Below are 16,000 nucleotides of genomic sequence, written 5' to 3' on the forward strand. Positions count from 1 at the left end.
GACCGTAGAGTCGGTCGGGTGACGACGATGACGACGTTCCCCCGGACCACCCCCGCCGCCCTCGGCATCGATCCCGGCGGCGTGACCGCCCTGCTCGACGCCCTCGAGTCGACGCCCGCCGTGGAGCCGCACAGCATCATGTTGCTGCGGCACGGCCAGGTCGCGGCCGAGGGCTGGTGGCACCCCTACGCCGCGGACCGCGTGCACCTGCTCTACTCGCTGAGCAAGAGCTTCACCGCCGCCGGGGTCGGCATCGCCGTCCGTGCGGGCCTGATCGACCTCGACGCGACCGTGCTGTCGTACTTCCCGGAGCTCGACGCCGACGTCACCGACGAACGCAGCCGCCGCATCCGCGTCCGGCACCTGCTCGCGATGGCGAGCGGCCACCGCGAGGAGACGATCGACCGCGCCCGGGCCCTCGACCCGACGAACACGGTGCGCGGGTTCCTGCTGCTCCCGCCGGACGAGGAGCCCGGCACGGTCTTCGCATACAACCAGCCGTGCACGTACACCCTCGCCGAGATCGTCCGGCGGGTGACTGGCGGGTCCCTCGTCGCGTGGCTCCGCCCGCACCTTCTCGACCCGCTCGGCATCGACGACCTCGCCTGGCGCCGCGACGACACCGGCGCGGAGCTCGGCTACAGCGGGTGCTACGCGCCGACCGACGCGGTCGCCAAGCTCGGCCAGCTGTACCTGCAGGGAGGCGTCTGGGACGGCGAGCGGATCCTCGACGCCGACTGGGTCGAGCAGGCCACCAGCACCCAGGTCGCCAACCCGGACGAGGCCAACCCCGACTGGTCCCAGGGCTACGGCTTCCAGTTCTGGATGGCCCGCCACGGCTTCCGCGGCGACGGCGCCTACGGCCAGTTCTGCGTCGTCCTGCCGGAGCAGGACGTCGTCCTCGCGATGACCGGCCAGAGCCTCGACATGCAGGCCGTCCTCGACGCGGTCTGGGAACACCTGCTGCCCGCCGTCGACCGCGCGTCCGACGCGGCCTCGGCATCCGCCCTGGAGGCCCGGCTCACCTCCCTGGGACTGTCCCCGGTACAGGGAGGTCGCCTTCCGGAGCACCTCGCCGACGTCGAGCTCCGGTCGCGTCCCCGCGGGATCCTCGATGCCGTCACGTTCGCCCGAGGTGCGGACGGGATCCGCCTGACGATCACCGACGACGGCCGGTCGGAGTCCGTGCCGCTCGGCGAAGGACGGTGGGCCGTCGAGGGCGCCCTCGCGGCGAGCGCGGCCACCGAGCCGGAGGGCAGCGTGCTCGTCGCGGTCCGCTTCCTGGAGACCCCGCACCTGCTGCACCTGCGCGTCGACCTCGACGCGGGCACGGTCGGGGCGAAGTGGAAGACCGAGCCGCTGCACGACGGTCCGATGACGCTCCGTCGCCCGGCGGACTGACCTGCGCCGACTCGGACGGGCGTCTGGCTACGGGGTGTCGGAGGGGTGCTCGGTGACGATCTGCAGCTCGGGCCGCTTCGCCGACACCCCGTCGCCGGACGAGGTGTGCTTGATGCGCCGGACCACCCACGGCACCAGGTACTCCCGGGCCCAGCCGAGGTCCTCGGCGCGGGCCTCGCGCCACGGCCGTGCCTCGAGCGGGTCCGGGTTGAACAGTTCGAGCCCGTGCGGCACACCGAGGGTGTCGAGCACCGCCGCTGCGATCGTCGAGTGGCCCATCGGCGAGTGGTGCAGCCGGTCGGGAGCCCACATCCGCGGGTCCCGGAGCACGCGGAGCGCCCACATGTTCGCCACCAGGGCGCCGTGCTTCAGGGCGATGGCGTGCAGGTTCTCGTTGTAGATCGCCGTCTTGCCGCGGACCATGCCGAGCACCGGGGTCATCCCGACGTCCGGGCCGGTGAAGAGCACGACGGTGGCTCCGTCGCGGCGCAGGTCGGCGACGAGCCGGTCCACGCGCTCCGCGAGCTCGTCCGGGTCCGAGCCGGGGCGGATGATGTCGTTGCCGCCGGCGGACACCGTGATGAGGTCCGGGTGCAGGGCGACGGCGGCCTCGGCCTGCTCGTCGATGATCTGCTGCAGCAACCGCCCGCGGATCGCGAGGTTCGCGTAGGCGAAGTCGTCGGTCTGGTGTGCGAGCACCTCGGCGACGCGGTCTGCCCAGCCGCGGTTGCCGCCCGGGACGGTGGGGTCGGGGTCCCCGATGCCCTCGGTGAACGAGTCACCGATCGCGACGTACCTGGTCCAAGGATGACGATCTGACACGTCCCGGACCCTAGTCTCGTGGCATGACGAAGGCCAACACGGACGCCGTCGGCTGGTCGGTGCCGGACGAGCTGCTCAGCCGCATCGCCGAGCGCGCCCCCGGCTACGACGCCGCGAACGCGTTCTGCACCGAGGACCTCGACGAGCTCCGCGCCGACGGCTACCTGCGGATCGGCGTCCCCGTCGAGCAGGGCGGGGCAGGCCTCGGCCTCCGCGCCACCGCGCGGGTGCAGCGCGCCCTCGCCCAGGCCGCACCGGCGACGGCACTCGGCCTCGGCATGCACCAGGTGTGGGTGCAGGCGGCCCGCGCCGTCCGTGCGCGAGGCGAGTCGTTCCTCCAGGCCATCACCGACCACGCTGCGGACGACCACCTGCTCGCCTTCGGGGTGAGCGAACCCGGCAACGACGCCGTGCTGTTCGACTCGTCGACGACGGCGGAGCCGGACGGCGACGGCGGCTACCGGTTCACCGGCACGAAGGTCTTCACGTCGCTCGCACCGGCGTGGGACGTCATGAGCGTCTTCGGCAAGGACACCTCGGGGCCGGAGCCACGGCTCGTGCACGGGTTCGTCCTGCGGTCCGACGGCGACGTCGAGCACCTGGACGACTGGGACACGCTCGGCATGCGCGCGACGCAGAGCCGCACCACGAAGCTGCACGGCGTGCACGTCCCCGCCGACCGCATCGTCCGGTCGCTGCCGGTCGGGCCGAACCAGGACCCGCTCGTGTTCGGGATCTTCGCGTCGTTCGAGCTCCTCATCGCCTCGGTGTACGTCGGGATCGCCGAGCGGGCGATCGCGCTCGCGACGGCCGCCGTAGCCGGTCGCACCGCGGCCGACGGAACCCTGCGGTCGGAGGACCCCGACGTGCGCCGGGCGATCGCCGACCTGCGCGGTTCGGTCGACGCGATCACGCTGCAGGTCGACTCGCTGGCGCGGTCGGTCGACGAGTTCGACGACCTCGGAGCTCGCTGGTTCCCGCTGCTCGTCGGCACCAAAGCGCGCGCGGTGGACACCGCGCAGCACGTCGTGGACGAGGCCATGCGCGTCGTCGGCGGCTCGGCGTTCCGGTCGTCGAGCGAGCTCGCGCGGCTGGCGCGGGACGTCCGGGCGGGGCAGTACCACCCGTCGTCGCGGGACTCCGCGGGGCGGACGATCGCCGCGTCGGTGCTCGGCCCGCTCGGCTGAGCGCTGCGCTCGCATGGTGCGAGGCGTTGCGCTCCGGGGCGCTCCGGTGCGAGGTTCCGCACTTGGTGGCATCCGCGCTCCCTCGCACCACGTGCGGAACCTCGCACCGTCCGATCGCGATCGGCCTCGGGCGCGGCGATGTCGGTGGCGCCTGGCATCATCTCGGTGTGAGCAAGCAGGACGGACGGAACCGCCTCGTCTCCGACGCACCGGTGGACGACGTCTCGGCGACCGTGCTGCACGTCGACATGGACGCCTTCTTCGCCTCCGTCGAACTGCTCGACCGCCCCGACCTGGTGGGACTGCCGGTCATCGTCGGGCACGACTCCGACCGCTCCGTCGTCACCGCCGCCACCTACGAAGCCCGTCGCTACGGGGTCAACTCCGCGATGCCGATGGCCATCGCCAAACGCCGCTGCCCGAACGCCGTCATCGTCGAGCCGCACTTCGAGAAGTACCGGGCGAAGTCCGCCGCGGTGATGGCGATCTTCGACCGGTTCACCCCGCGGGTCGAGCGGCTCGGCATCGACGAGGCGTTCCTCGACGTCGCCGGCGCCCTCCGCCTGTACGGCACCCCGTGGCAGATCGGCCAGGCGATCCGCCGCACGGTCTTCGCCGAGACCGGTCTGCACTGCTCCGTCGGTGCGGCATCGACGAAGTTCGTCGCGAAGCTCGCCTCCAGCCGGTCGAAGCCGGACGGCCTGCTCGTGGTGCCCGCCGCCGACACCGTGGCGTTCCTGCACCCGCAGCCGGTGTCCGCGCTCTGGGGCGTCGGCGGCAAGACGCAGGAGACGCTCGAACGCCGGGGCATCCGCACGGTCGGCGACCTGGCGAACACCCCGCTCGGGTCGCTGGTGTCGGCACTCGGCCCGGCCGGCGGGCAGCGGCTGCACGACCTGTCATGGGGTCGCGACCCGCGCGTGGTCGACACCGGCGTCGGCGAGAAGTCGATCGGGCACGAGGTCACGTTCGGTCGCGACCTGACCGAGCGCGACGACGTCGCCCGCGAACTCCTGCGCCTGGCCGACAAGGTCGCCGTCCGCCTGCGCCAGGCCGACGTGCAGGCCCGGACCGTGGCACTGAAGGTCCGCTACACCGACTTCACCACCCTGACCCGGTCGCGCACGCTGGCGGAGCCCACCGACGTCGCGAAGCGCCTGCACCGCGAAGCCGTCGAGCTGTACGACGTGCTGCACCGACCGGGCAACCAGATCCGGCTGATCGGGGTGCGCGGCGAGAACCTCGTGCCCGCGGCCGCGAGCAACGCCCTGTGGGACGACGACGCGCCGTGGCGCGACACCGAGACCACGGTCGACGCGGTCGCCGCACGCTTCGGCGCCGGCGTGCTGCGACCGGCATCCCTGGTCCGCCGGACCCCCGACGGCGGCGTCCCGCACGCTCGGCAGGACTGACGGTGGCGGTAGAATCGGGTTCAGTGAGCGCAGCGGAGTACGAAGACCAGCAGCCCGCCACGCTGTGGGCGGAGTCGGGTGACGACCAGTCCGGCGCAGGCGGATCGTCGCCGACGCACGACGGCAGCCAGGCGTACCGAACCCAGGCGCACGGTGACGCAGCCCGTGCCGAAGCCGATGCCGCGGCCCTGGCTGAAGCGGCCGGCAACTCGGCCGTCCAGCACCTGTCGCCGGCGTTCCCGGACCGGGCCGCCTGGGGCACGGCCTCGAAGCTCCGCGCCTGGCAGATCGAAGCGCTCACGAAGTACTTCGAGAAGGAACCCCGCGACTTCCTCACGGCCGCGACGCCGGGGGCCGGCAAGACCACCTTTGCGCTGCGTCTGGCGACCGAGCTCCTCGCCCGCGGCACCGTCGACCGCATCGTCGTGGTGGCCCCGACCGAGCACCTGAAGCGCCAGTGGGCCGACTCCGCTGACCGCGTTGGCATCCGGATCGACCCGATGTTCAAGAACGGCGACGGCATGTTCGGCCGGCACTACCAGGGCGTCGCGATCACCTACGCCCAGGTCGGCATGAACCCCGAGGTGCACAAGCGCATCACCGAGGGCGGCCGCACCCTGGTCGTCCTCGACGAGGTCCACCACGGTGGCGACGCCCTGACGTGGGGCGACGGCATCCGAGAGGCGTTCTCCGGCGCCACCCGCCGGCTCTCGCTGTCGGGGACCCCGTTCCGGTCCGACACCGCACCGATCCCGTTCGTGCAGTACGCCCCCGACGAGCAGGGCATCCGCACGTCGATCTCCGACTACAACTACGGCTACGGCCGAGCGCTGAAGGACGGCGTCGTCCGCCCGGTGCTGTTCATGGCCTACGCGGGCCAGATGCGCTGGAAGACCCGGATGGGCGACGAGATGTCGGCGTCCCTGGGTGAGCAGGTCACGAAGGACATCACGGCCCAGGCCTGGCGCACCGCGCTGTCACCCGAGGGCGAGTGGATGCCGGCCGTGCTCTCCGCGGCCGACAAGCGCCTGACCGAGGTCCGTCGTGGTGTGCCTGACGCCGGCGGCCTGGTCATCGCCACCGACACCACCACGGCGCGTGCCTACGCCCGGATCCTGCAGCAGATCACGGGGGAGCGTCCCACGGTGGTGCTGTCCGACGAAGCCGCCGGGTCGAGCCGCATCAGCGCGTTCGCCGAGGACACCTCGCGCTGGATGGTCGCCGTCCGCATGGTGTCCGAGGGCGTCGACGTCCCACGGCTCTGCGTCGGGGTCTACGCCACGAGCGCGAGCACGCCGCTGTTCTTCGCCCAGGTGATCGGCCGCTTCGTGCGTGCCCGTCGCCGCGGGGAGACCGCGAGTGTCTTCCTGCCGAGCGTCCCCGGCCTGATGGCCCTCGCCGCCACCCTCGAGCTCGAGCGCGACCACGCCCTCGACCGCCCGAAGGACGCCGACGACGGCATGTACAACCCCGAAGACGCGATGGTCGCCGAGGCCAACAAGGAAGACCGCGCGTCCGAGAGCCTGCTCGAGGTCCAGCCGTTCGAGGCACTCGACTCGCAGGCGTCCTTCGACCGCGTCCTCTACGACGGCGGTGAGTTCGGCACCGGCGGCGAGGTCGGTTCCCTCGAGGAACTCGACTTCATCGGCATCCCGGGGCTCCTCGAACCCGACCAGGTGCGCGACCTCCTGCGTGCCCGTCAGGCCACCCAGGCCAAGCGTTCCAAGGGCCGCACGGCCAAGGACGGCATGCCGAAAGCGCCCGAGCCCGACCGACCGATGTACATGACGATCAAGGAGCAGCGCACCGAGCTCGCCCGGCTCGTGTCGATCTGGTCCCGCCACTCGAACGAACCGCACGGATCGATCCACGCCGAACTCCGACGGATCAGCGGTGGACCGGCCGTGGCGCAGGCGAGCATCGAGCAGATCCAGAAGCGCATCGACATCCTGCGCTCCCGCATCGGCGGACGACGGTGACCGCGGCGTGATCGAGCCGGTCGACGACCGCACCTGGTACGTCAAGCGCGACCCCGAGGCGTCACCCGAGGCGATCATCGACCGCTTCGGCGGGGGCTACCGACTGCGCCGCTTCTCGCTCACCGAGTCCCGCCGCACCCCGCACGGGGTGTTCACGGGGCCCGAACTGGCCGAGACCGCGTGGTGGCGGCTCCGCGACAGGCCGCGGAACTCATGACGCGCCAAGCCAAAGTCCGGTAGACCGGAGGAATGGCAGACTCGATCCCTCACGTCCTCGTCCTCGGCGGCGGCTCCGCTGGCTACACCACGGTCAAGCAGCTCCAGAAGCACGCGGCCACGGTGCCCATGCGCATCACGCTCGTGGACCAGAACACCTACTACACGTACCTGCCGTTCCTGCCCGAGGTCGCCGGTGGCCACATCGCGCCGAAGGACGTCACCGTCGAGCTGCGCCGTGCACTGCGCAAGACCCGCGTGATCCAGGGCAAGGTCACCGCGATCTCCTCGGCCGACAAGACCGTCTCGATCGCGACCGCCGGCGGCGACGACCGCACCCTCGGCTACGACCACCTCGTCGTCGCCCTCGGTTCCGTCACCCGCACCTTCCCGACCCCCGGGCTCGAGGAGTACGGCGTCGGCTTCAAGAGCGTCGAAGAGGCCGCCTACGTGCGCGCCAAGCTCCTCGACAACATCGCGAAGGCCGCTGCCACCCGTGACGAGGACGAGCGTCGCCGTCTGCTGACCAGCGTCTTCGTCGGCGGTGGCTACACCGGCGTCGAGGCGATCGGCGAGCTCTTCGACGTGTCGCAGGCCGCCATCAAGACCTACCCGTCGCTCGCCGGTGAGCAGCCCCGCTGGGTGCTCATCGACGCCCTCGACCGCGTCGCGCCCGAGGTCGGCCCGGAGCTGTCCAAGTGGACGCTCGAGTCGCTCCGCGCCCGCGGCATCGACGTCCGCCTGAAGACCACGATGCCGAGCGCCGAGGGCGGTGTCGTCAAGTTCTCCGACGGTGACGAGTTCGCCACCGGCCTGCTCGTCTGGACCGCCGGCGTCAAGCCGAACCCGCTCCTCGACGCCTCCGACCTGCCGCGCGGGCCGAAGGGCCATCTCGCCGCGAACGCGAAGCTCCAGGTCGAGGCCGAGGACACCCACCAGGTCGTCGAGGGCGTCTGGGGGCTGGGTGACGTCGCGCAGGTGCCCGACCTGACCGCCGACAAGCAGCCGGCGTTCTACCCGCCGAACGCACAGAACGCCGTGCGCCAGGCCGTGGTCGCCGCCGACAACATCGTCGCGACCATCACCGGCAAGCCGCTCGAGGAGTACCGCCACCCCTCCATCGGCACCGTCGCGTCGTACGGTGTCGGCAAGGGTGCCGCGAACATCAAGGGCATCAAGATGACCAACCTGCTCGCGTGGCTCGCGCACCGCGCGTACCACGTGTACGCGATGCCGACCCTGAACCGGAAGGCCCGCATCATCATCGGCTGGATCACCGGTGCCGTGTCGGGTCGCGACGCGACCTCGCTCATCAAGGAGACCGACCCGCGACGCAACTTCGTCGAGGCGTCGAAGAGCTAGACGCGTCCACGGACGGACGGACGGACGGACGGGAGGCGCGGTGCCAGCTGGCACCGCGCCTCCCGTCCGTCCGTCACGTGCGTTCGCACCCACCTGCCGCTCTCCGGCATACTGACTCCCTCGGCGCCCACGGCGACGAGGTCCCGGAAGTCGACCGACACGTGCGCCCCACCACCACCATCTCCTCCGTCCGATCGTGCCTCCGATGCGGCGCCGAGCGTCACGACAGCACCGTCCACCGGTGCCCCGGTCCGGCCGACCCGCTCCGCGCCTTCGGCCTCGACGCCGGAGCCCGAAAGGTGCTCGAGGTCCTGGGCGGGATCGGGCAGCCCTCCCTGGTCGGCGGAGCAGTCCGCGACGCGCTGCTCCGGGAAGCCGGGCGCGGACCGACCACCACCGGTGACGTCGACGTCGAGGTGCACGGCACCAGGACCGATCTGGTCGTCGGAGCGCTGCGTGCGGCCGGCGCGATCGTCGTCGAGGCCGGTGCGGGGTTCCCGGTCCTCAAGGTGGTGCTCGACGGATCCCGCGTCGACGTCGCAGTGACGGCGGAGTCCGGTGCGCTCGATCCGGTCACGGTGTCCGCCCTCCGTCGGGACTTCACGGTGAACGCCGTCGCCTGGGACCCTCGCACGAACGTGTTCCTCGACGCGGTCGGTGGGATCGACGATGCCGTCATCGGCGTGCTGCGGCACGCTTCCGAACGCTGCAGTGAGGACCCGCTCCGGGTCTTGCGTGCCGTGCAGCTCGTCGCCCGGTTCGACTTCGCCGTGCACCCCGCGACGCTGCGTCTGGCGCGGTCGATCGCGGCACGGTTCGAGTCGATCGCCACCGGGCGGATCTGGCCCGAGATCCGCAAGCTGGCACTCGGCGACCACGTGTCGGCTGCCCTCCGAACGCTGCACGACAGCGGCTGGGAGCGACACCTGCCCGAGCTCGCCGCGGTCCGAGACGTGCCGCAGGACCCCCGGTGGCACCCGGAGGGTCCCGTGCACGTCCACCTCGGAGCGGCGGGGGACGCTGCCGCCCGCGCCTGCACCGCGGACGGGATCCGGGGTGACGACCGGGTCGTCATCGTGCTCGCCGCCGTGCTGCACGACCTGGGGAAGGCCGGCTCCGGCACGCAGGTCCTCGCCGACGACGCAGGTGCGGTCCGGATCCGCAGCTTGGGCCACGAGGTGTCCGGTGCTGCGGCAACAGCAGCGCTGCTCGGTCGCCTCGGCGCGCCACGCCACATCGTCGAGCGGGTCGTCCCGCTCGTTCGCGAGCACATGGTCCCGCACTCGTCCAACGGCGCGCCACCGTCCGTTGCCGCTGCTCGGCGGCTGTTCCGACGGCTCGGATCCTCCCTGCCCGCGATGGAGTCGTGGGCCCGGGTGTGCGAAGCCGACTCGCAGGGGCGTGGTCCGGGGGCGAGCCGGTCCTCGGCGTGGTCGTGGTTCGACGTCGCGCTCCGGGACCAGGTCGCGCGTCGGCCCGTGCGGCTGCTGTCCGGCCGCGACCTCGTCGACGCGGGACTCACCCCGGGGCCGGTGTTCCGCGAACTCCTCGTGGCGTCCGCGGCGGCGCAGGACGACGGCGTCTTCGATGACGTCGCCGGAGCCCGCGCGTGGCTGCGCCGAGCGGTCGACGCACGCCGGTGACGGACGGGAGGCGCGGTGCCAGCTGGCACCGCGCCTCCCGTCCGTCTGTGCGGACGCCCACCGCTTGTCCGCCATCTGCGGTCCTGGGTCCGTTCCAACGTGGCGCGCGCCAGCGTGGACGCGACGAACGAGAGGAGCGTCCATGCGCGCCATGACGTACCGCGGCCCCTACCGGATCCGCGTCGAGGAGAAACCGGATCCCCGGATCGAGCACCCGAACGACGCGATCGTCCGGGTGGAACGGGCCGCGATCTGCGGGTCGGACCTGCACCTGTACCACGGCATGATGCCCGACACCCGGGTCGGGCACACGTTCGGCCACGAGTTCATCGGGGTGGTCGAGCAGATCGGCTCGTCCGTCGAGACCCTGTCGGTCGGCGACCGCGTGATGGTCCCGTTCAACATCTTCTGCGGCACGTGCTGGTTCTGCGCCCGCGGACTCTTCGCGAACTGCCACAACGTGAACCCGAACGCGACCGCGGTCGGCGGGATCTACGGGTACTCGCACACCACCGGCGGGTACGACGGCGGGCAGGCGGAGCGCGTGCGGGTGCCGTTCGCCGACGTCGGACCGCAGGTGATCCCGGACTGGCTCGACGACGACGACGCCCTCCTCATGACGGACGCACTGAGCACCGGGTACTTCGGGGCGCAGCTGGCGTCGATCCGCGAGGGCGACACCGTCGTGGTGCTCGGTGCCGGGCCGGTCGGACTGTTCTCCGCGGCGTCGGCGTGGTTCATGGGAGCCGGCCGGGTGATCGTCGTCGACCAGCTCGAGTACCGGCTCGAGAAGGCCCGGAGCTTCGCGCACGCCGAGACGATCAACTTCGCCGAGGTCGACGACGTCGTGCTCGAGATGAAGAAGCAGACCGACTTCCTCGGTGCGGACAGCGTGATCGACGCCGTCGGAGCCGAGGCGGACGGCAACTTCACCCAGCAGGTCACCGCCTCGAAGCTGAAGCTCCAGGGCGGGGCCCCGACGGCGCTCAACTGGGCGATCGACGGCGTCCGCAAGGGCGGCACGGTCTCGGCGGTCGGCGCGTACGGGCCGATCCCGAGCGCGGTGAAGTTCGGGGACGCGATGAACAAGGGCGTCACGATCCACACGAACCAGGCGCACGTGAAGCGCCAGTGGCCGCGGTTGCTCGAGCACATCCAGGCTGGGCACTTCAAGCCGAGCGACATCATCACGCACCGCATCCCCCTCGAGCACATCGCCGAGGGGTACCACCTGTTCTCGTCCAAGCTCGACGGTTGCATCAAGACCGTCGTCGTGCCGTGAGGAGGCCCGACATGTCCGACCACACCCCGTACATCGCCGATCCACCCCGTCGGGTGCCGTCGGCCGAGGAACTCCGTGCCCGCATCCCGGGGTGGGGGAGCGACCTCGACCCGGCGGACCGGCCGTCCGTGCCGAAGCTCTCGCGCGAGGCCGGTTCGGCCACCGGAGCCCACTGGGACGTCCCGCCCCAGCAGGACGGTGCGCACGGCCGGGAACGCTCGATCGAGCACGCCCACGTGACGCCGGTGTTCGGTACCGCGCAGCCCCTGAACGGCGTCGCCGGGATCGTCCGGCGGTACGCCTACCGGCGGTTCAGCGAGGGCCGCCTGGCGCACTGGATGCTGCTCGTCGTCGGGGACCGCCTGGACGTCGCGACGCACCGGGTGACCGATGCGCTCCGGGGTCGGCCGGACCGGGTGATCAGCGAGACCGGTGTCGCGGCGGAGCGTGGGAACCACCCCGTTGCGTCGCGCCTGGGGTCGAGTCGATCGGACTGGCGGCACCAGGTGCTCGACCCGGTGGTCGCGAACTGGGGCTGGCTGGCGGCGCTCGGCGCCGTGGTGCTGGTGGTGCGGCGGGTGCGCCGCTCGCGCTGACCGCGCGCGGTGCGGCGTTGCCCACTCGGTGCGACCTTGTTCCGTCACACGGAGTGCGCAACCTCGCACCGGCCTGCGACGTGCGCACGTTCCGGCCTGGAGGCGCGCTGCGGCCCCGCCCCGCGCCTCCAGTCCGTGGCGTGCGCGCGTCCATAGCCCGCCCTCCTGCCCCGCCCCCAGCGCAGCGAGGTGGCGCCCCAGAGGCGGTGACGCCCTGAGCGCAGCGATGGCGGCACTCGCCGGGAAGACACAACAGAAAATGCCCCCCGACCGAAAGGTCAGGGGGCACGCATTTCCTGTGTCCGAGAGGGGACTTGAACCCCTACGCCCTAATACGGGCACTAGCACCTCAAGCTAGCGCGTCTACCAATTCCGCCACCCGGACAGGGTGTCTGGTGTCTGTTTCCCGGGTTGAACCCGGCGTTCCTGCCGAGAGAAGACACTAGCACGGGTCTGAACGCGCGATGAACACGGCCGCGCATCCCGGGCGAGTCCTGCGCGCGCTGTCCCGGCGACGGGGTCGGTGCCGACCGATACCGTGGAGCCATGACGAACCCGGAGCCCTCCGAGCCGCAGTCCGTGCCCGCGCTCGAGGCCACCGCGGCGATCGCCCGCGACCTCATCCGCATCGACACGACGAACTGGGGCGAGGGGAAGTCCCGTGGTGAGACGGAGGCAGCCCACTACGTCGAGGACAAGCTCCGCGCGCTGGGCCTCGAGCCGCAGTTGTTCGAGTCGGAGCCGGACCGGGTGAGCGTCGTGGCGCGGGTGCCCGGTCGGAACCGTGACAAGCCGGCGCTCGTGGTGCACGGGCACCTCGACGTCGTGCCGGCCGACCCGGCGAACTGGTCGGTCGACCCGTTCGGTGGCGTGGTCAAGGACGGGTCGCTGTGGGGTCGGGGCGCCGTCGACATGAAGAACATGGACGCGATGATGCTCACGTCGCTGGCCGACGTCATCGAGCAGCACGGTGCGCCGGAGCGTGACCTGGTGATCGCGTACTTCGCAGATGAAGAGGCCGGGGGAGTCCTGGGGTCCCACCACGTGGTCGACCAGCACCCGGAGGTCTTCGCGGGGGCGTCGGCGGCGATCAGCGAGGTCGGCGGGTACTCGATCACGCTCGGTGACCGTCGCGCCTACCTGTTGCAGACCGGCGAGAAGGCGCTCATGTGGGTGAAGCTGATCGCGCGCGGCACCGCTGCCCACGGCTCGCACGTGATCCGCGACAACGCCGTCACGAAGCTCGCAGCGGCGGTCGCCCGGATCGGCAGCGAGGAGTGGCCCGTTCGGCTCTCGGCCACGACGGACGCGATGGTGGCCGAGGTGGCGCGGTTCCTCGGGGTCGACCCGACGGTGACCGGCCCGGACGAGGTCGCGCTGGCCACCGGCTCGGCGTCGCGGTTCATCCACGCCGCGCTGCACACCACGTCGAACCCGACGGTGCTGACCGCCGGCTACAAGCACAACGTCATCCCCGACGCCGCCGAGGCCCTGGTGGACATCCGCTGCCTGCCGGGCGACGAGGAGTCCGTGCTCGAGCGGGTACGTGAGCTCGCCGGGCCCGACGTCGAGGTGGTCATGTCGTTCCGCGACATCGGCCTCGAGCAGGACTTCGGCGGCCCGCTGGTCGACGCCGTCCGCGACGTCCTCGGCCGGCACGACCCGGGCGCGCCGGTCCTGCCGTACCTGCTGTCCGGCGGCACCGACAACAAGGCGCTCTCGACGCTCGGCATCGCCGGGTACGGGTTCGTGCCGCTGCAGCTGCCGGCCGGTGTCGACTTCCCCGCGATGTTCCACGGCGTGGACGAGCGGGTGCCGCTCGACTCGCTCGCGTTCGGTCGGCGGGTGCTGGGGGACCTGCTCGCCACGTACTGATATTGTTCATGGTCGCCGTCGTGGCGGTGCCCTGACCGACCTCCCCCCGAAAGGCCCGTGCGATGCACATCCTCGAGGCGATCTTCCTCGGCTTCGTCCAGGGGCTCACCGAGTTCCTGCCCGTGTCCTCCAGCGCGCACCTGCGCATCGTGGGGCTCTTCCTGCCCGACGCGAAGGACCCCGGTGCGGCCTTCACCGCGGTGACGCAGCTCGGCACTGAGACCGCGGTGCTCATCTACTTCTGGAAGGACATCACCCGGATCATCGGGCGGTGGTTCCGGTCGGTGGTCAAGCGTGACGTGCCGAAGGGCGACCCCGACGTCCGGCTCGGCTGGCTGGTGATCCTCGGCACGATCCCGATCGGGGTCGCCGGGCTCCTGCTCAAGGACTCGATCGAGACCACGTTCCGGTCCCTCTGGATCGTCGCGATCGTCCTCATCGTGTTCGGTGTCGTGCTCGGGGTGCTCGACAGGGTGGGCCGCAAGGAGCGCCGGATCGAGCAGATGACGTTCCGTGGTGGTCTGCTCATCGGCCTGGCGCAGATGCTCGCCCTGGTCCCCGGAGTGTCCCGTTCCGGTGCGACCGTGTCGATGGGTCTCGCCCTCGGGTACACCCGCCCGGCGGCCGCGCGGTTCGCGTTCCTGCTCGCGATCCCGGCGGTGTTCCTGTCCGGGTTCTACGAGGCCGCGACGAGCCTCGGCGACCACGGCTCGCCGTTCGGACTCGCCGACACGCTCATCGCCACCGTCGTCGCGTTCGTGGTCGGGTTCGTCGTGATCGCGGCGTTCATGAACTACATCAGCAAGCGCAGCTTCATGCCCTTCGTCGTTTACCGGATCGCACTCGGTATCGTGCTCATCGTGTTGTTGTCGCTCGGAGTGATCCAGCCGTGAGGGCCTGGCAGGCCCCATCCGTCCCCGACGTCCCCGGCGCCGCGCCCCGACCGGTCGTCCACGACACCGCAACGGGCAAGCCGGTGGACCCCGCCCGCGACGAGGACCGTGCCGCGCTGTACGTCTGCGGCATCACGCCGTACGACGCCACGCACCTCGGCCACGCGGCGACCTATCTGGCGTTCGACACGCTCGGCCGTGCCTGGCGTGACGCGGGGCTCGACGTCGAGTACGCGCAGAACGTCACCGACGTGGACGACCCGCTGCTCGAGCGTGCCGCCCGCGACGGCGTCGACTGGCGTGCGCTGGCGGCTGAGCAGGTCGACCTGTTCCGCCGCGACATGGAGTCGCTGCGGATCCTGCCGCCGGACGACTTCGTGGCCGTCACCGACGAGGTCGAGCGCGTCGCCGAGGCGGTCTCGTTCCTGCAGGAGTCCGGCTACGCGTACGAGGTCCCGACCGACGGCGCCGAGGGCGACGACCTGTACTTCGACGTGAACCGCCCCACCGACGCGTGGACCCTCGGCGACGAGAGCGGCCTGGACCGCGAGACGATGCTCGCCCTCGCAGCCGAACGCGGCGGCGACCCGGATCGCCCGGGCAAGCGCGACCCGCTCGACCCGCTGCTGTGGCGGGCCGCGCGTGACGGCGAGCCGGCCTGGGACACTGAGATCGGCCCCGGGCGCCCCGGCTGGCACATCGAGTGCAGCGTCATCGCCGGTGACCGCCTCGGGCTGCCGATCAGCGTGCAGGGCGGCGGGAGCGACCTCGTCTTCCCGCACCACGAGATGAGCGCCGGGCACGCTGCTGCCCTCGCGCACCAGCCGCTCGCGAACGCGTTCGTGCACACCGGGATGATCGCCTACCAGGGCACGAAGATCTCGAAGTCGCTCGGCAACCTCGTCACCGTGCGCGGGCTGCTCGACGACGGCGCCGACCCCCGTGCCATCCGGCTCGCGCTGCTGTCGCACAAGTACTCCGACGACTGGGAGTGGTTCGACACCGAGCTGACGAGCGCCCAGACGCGGCTCGCCGGCTGGGACGCCTGGGCCTCGGGAGCCTCCGCCGGGCACGCTGACGACGCGGCGGACGTCGCGGCACGCATCCGCGCGCGGGTCTCCGACGACCTCGACACCCCCGGTGCCGTCGCCGCGGTCGACACCGCGATCGCCGGTGGCACGGCGTGCACGCCGGAGCTCCTCGACCTGATCGACGCACTGCTCGGCATCCGCCTGGCCTGACGGGGGCCGCGACACGGTCGCGTGCGCACCGCCGAGGGGTCAGGAACTGTCGCCTGGGCGGTCGGCAGCCGACAGTTCGTGACCACTCGCC

Annotated in this window: 13 protein-coding genes and 1 tRNA gene; 12 read left to right on the top strand and 2 right to left on the bottom strand. The window is 71.7% G+C overall.

The features are described from left to right. Positions 1 to 27 precede the first annotated feature (27 nt). Complete coding sequence (locus tag DEJ02_RS00960; protein ID WP_181440254.1) at positions 28 to 1,401, top strand: serine hydrolase; 1,374 nt, start codon at positions 28 to 30, stop codon at positions 1,399 to 1,401. A gap of 27 nt (positions 1,402 to 1,428) precedes the next feature. On the opposite strand, the gene DEJ02_RS00965 is transcribed toward DEJ02_RS00960, so the two are convergent. Continuing rightward, entirely contained in the window at positions 1,429 to 2,223 is a 795-nt protein-coding gene (locus DEJ02_RS00965) for an SGNH/GDSL hydrolase family protein (RefSeq protein ID WP_111031694.1), read from the bottom strand. A gap of 23 nt (positions 2,224 to 2,246) precedes the next feature. Here DEJ02_RS00965 and DEJ02_RS00970 point away from each other — a divergent pair, with 23 nt between their 5' ends. The 8 genes from DEJ02_RS00970 to DEJ02_RS01005 all read left to right on the top strand — a co-directional run bounded on the left by DEJ02_RS00970 (position 2,247) and on the right by DEJ02_RS01005 (position 11,900). Next, positions 2,247 to 3,410, top strand: coding sequence for an acyl-CoA dehydrogenase family protein (locus DEJ02_RS00970; RefSeq protein WP_111031695.1), 1,164 nt, complete (start codon positions 2,247 to 2,249; stop codon positions 3,408 to 3,410). 167 nt (positions 3,411 to 3,577) lie between these two features. Beyond that, entirely contained in the window at positions 3,578 to 4,822 is a 1,245-nt protein-coding gene (gene dinB / locus DEJ02_RS00975; RefSeq protein ID WP_111030125.1) for a DNA polymerase IV, read from the top strand. Positions 4,823 to 5,010: 188 nt separating this feature from the next. After that, entirely contained in the window at positions 5,011 to 6,801 is a 1,791-nt protein-coding gene (locus DEJ02_RS00980) for a DEAD/DEAH box helicase (protein ID WP_111031858.1), read from the top strand. Positions 6,802 to 6,808: 7 nt separating this feature from the next. Further along, a complete protein-coding gene (locus DEJ02_RS00985; protein ID WP_017887301.1) occupies positions 6,809 to 7,018 on the top strand; it encodes a hypothetical protein in 210 nt (69 codons plus the stop codon). 32 nt (positions 7,019 to 7,050) lie between these two features. Next, a complete protein-coding gene (locus DEJ02_RS00990) occupies positions 7,051 to 8,379 on the top strand; it encodes an NAD(P)/FAD-dependent oxidoreductase (RefSeq protein WP_027465651.1) in 1,329 nt (442 codons plus the stop codon). Between the two features lie 161 nt (positions 8,380 to 8,540). Further along, positions 8,541 to 10,022 carry an HD domain-containing protein gene (locus DEJ02_RS00995; RefSeq protein WP_181440242.1) on the top strand — a complete coding sequence of 494 codons (1,482 nt, stop codon included), beginning with the start codon at positions 8,541 to 8,543 and terminating at the stop codon, positions 10,020 to 10,022. 142 nt (positions 10,023 to 10,164) lie between these two features. Further along, on the top strand, positions 10,165 to 11,304 hold the full coding sequence (locus DEJ02_RS01000) for a zinc-dependent alcohol dehydrogenase (RefSeq protein ID WP_111031697.1): 1,140 nt from the start codon (positions 10,165 to 10,167) through the stop codon (positions 11,302 to 11,304). An 11-nt stretch (positions 11,305 to 11,315) separates the two neighbouring features. Continuing rightward, a complete protein-coding gene (locus DEJ02_RS01005) occupies positions 11,316 to 11,900 on the top strand; it encodes a hypothetical protein (RefSeq protein ID WP_111031698.1) in 585 nt (194 codons plus the stop codon). A 299-nt stretch (positions 11,901 to 12,199) separates the two neighbouring features. Here the strand turns inward: DEJ02_RS01005 and DEJ02_RS01010 are convergent. Next, positions 12,200 to 12,285 (bottom strand) — tRNA-Leu (locus DEJ02_RS01010). 161 nt (positions 12,286 to 12,446) lie between these two features. On the opposite strand from DEJ02_RS01010, the gene DEJ02_RS01015 reads away from it, so the two are divergent. The 3 genes from DEJ02_RS01015 to mshC all read left to right on the top strand — a co-directional run bounded on the left by DEJ02_RS01015 (position 12,447) and on the right by mshC (position 15,909). Continuing rightward, entirely contained in the window at positions 12,447 to 13,775 is a 1,329-nt protein-coding gene (locus tag DEJ02_RS01015; protein ID WP_111031699.1) for a M20/M25/M40 family metallo-hydrolase, read from the top strand. 62 nt (positions 13,776 to 13,837) lie between these two features. Then, positions 13,838 to 14,668, top strand: a complete 831-nt coding sequence (locus DEJ02_RS01020) for an undecaprenyl-diphosphate phosphatase (protein WP_027465647.1) — start codon at positions 13,838 to 13,840, stop codon at positions 14,666 to 14,668. Beyond that, positions 14,665 to 15,909, top strand: coding sequence for a cysteine--1-D-myo-inosityl 2-amino-2-deoxy-alpha-D-glucopyranoside ligase (mshC, locus tag DEJ02_RS01025; protein ID WP_111025031.1), 1,245 nt, complete (start codon positions 14,665 to 14,667; stop codon positions 15,907 to 15,909). The genes DEJ02_RS01020 and mshC overlap by 4 nt, the downstream gene beginning before the upstream one ends. Positions 15,910 to 16,000: the final 91 nt, after the last annotated feature.

Source organism: Curtobacterium sp. MCLR17_042 (genome assembly GCF_003234695.1).
GTDB lineage: Bacteria > Actinomycetota > Actinomycetes > Actinomycetales > Microbacteriaceae > Curtobacterium > Curtobacterium flaccumfaciens.

What these genes read in the sequence shown, in the direction of transcription:
- DEJ02_RS01015 (WP_111031699.1), top strand. Translation starts at nt 12,447, where the DNA reads ATGACGAACCCGGAGCCCTCCGAGCCGCAGTCCGTGCCCGCGCTCGAG.
- DEJ02_RS00960 (WP_181440254.1), top strand. Translation starts at nt 28, where the DNA reads ATGACGACGTTCCCCCGGACCACCCCCGCCGCCCTCGGCATCGATCCC.
- DEJ02_RS01020 (WP_027465647.1), top strand. Translation starts at nt 13,838, where the DNA reads ATGCACATCCTCGAGGCGATCTTCCTCGGCTTCGTCCAGGGGCTCACC.
- DEJ02_RS01005 (WP_111031698.1), top strand. Translation starts at nt 11,316, where the DNA reads ATGTCCGACCACACCCCGTACATCGCCGATCCACCCCGTCGGGTGCCG.
- DEJ02_RS01000 (WP_111031697.1), top strand. Translation starts at nt 10,165, where the DNA reads ATGCGCGCCATGACGTACCGCGGCCCCTACCGGATCCGCGTCGAGGAG.
- DEJ02_RS00990 (WP_027465651.1), top strand. Translation starts at nt 7,051, where the DNA reads ATGGCAGACTCGATCCCTCACGTCCTCGTCCTCGGCGGCGGCTCCGCT.
- DEJ02_RS00970 (WP_111031695.1), top strand. Translation starts at nt 2,247, where the DNA reads ATGACGAAGGCCAACACGGACGCCGTCGGCTGGTCGGTGCCGGACGAG.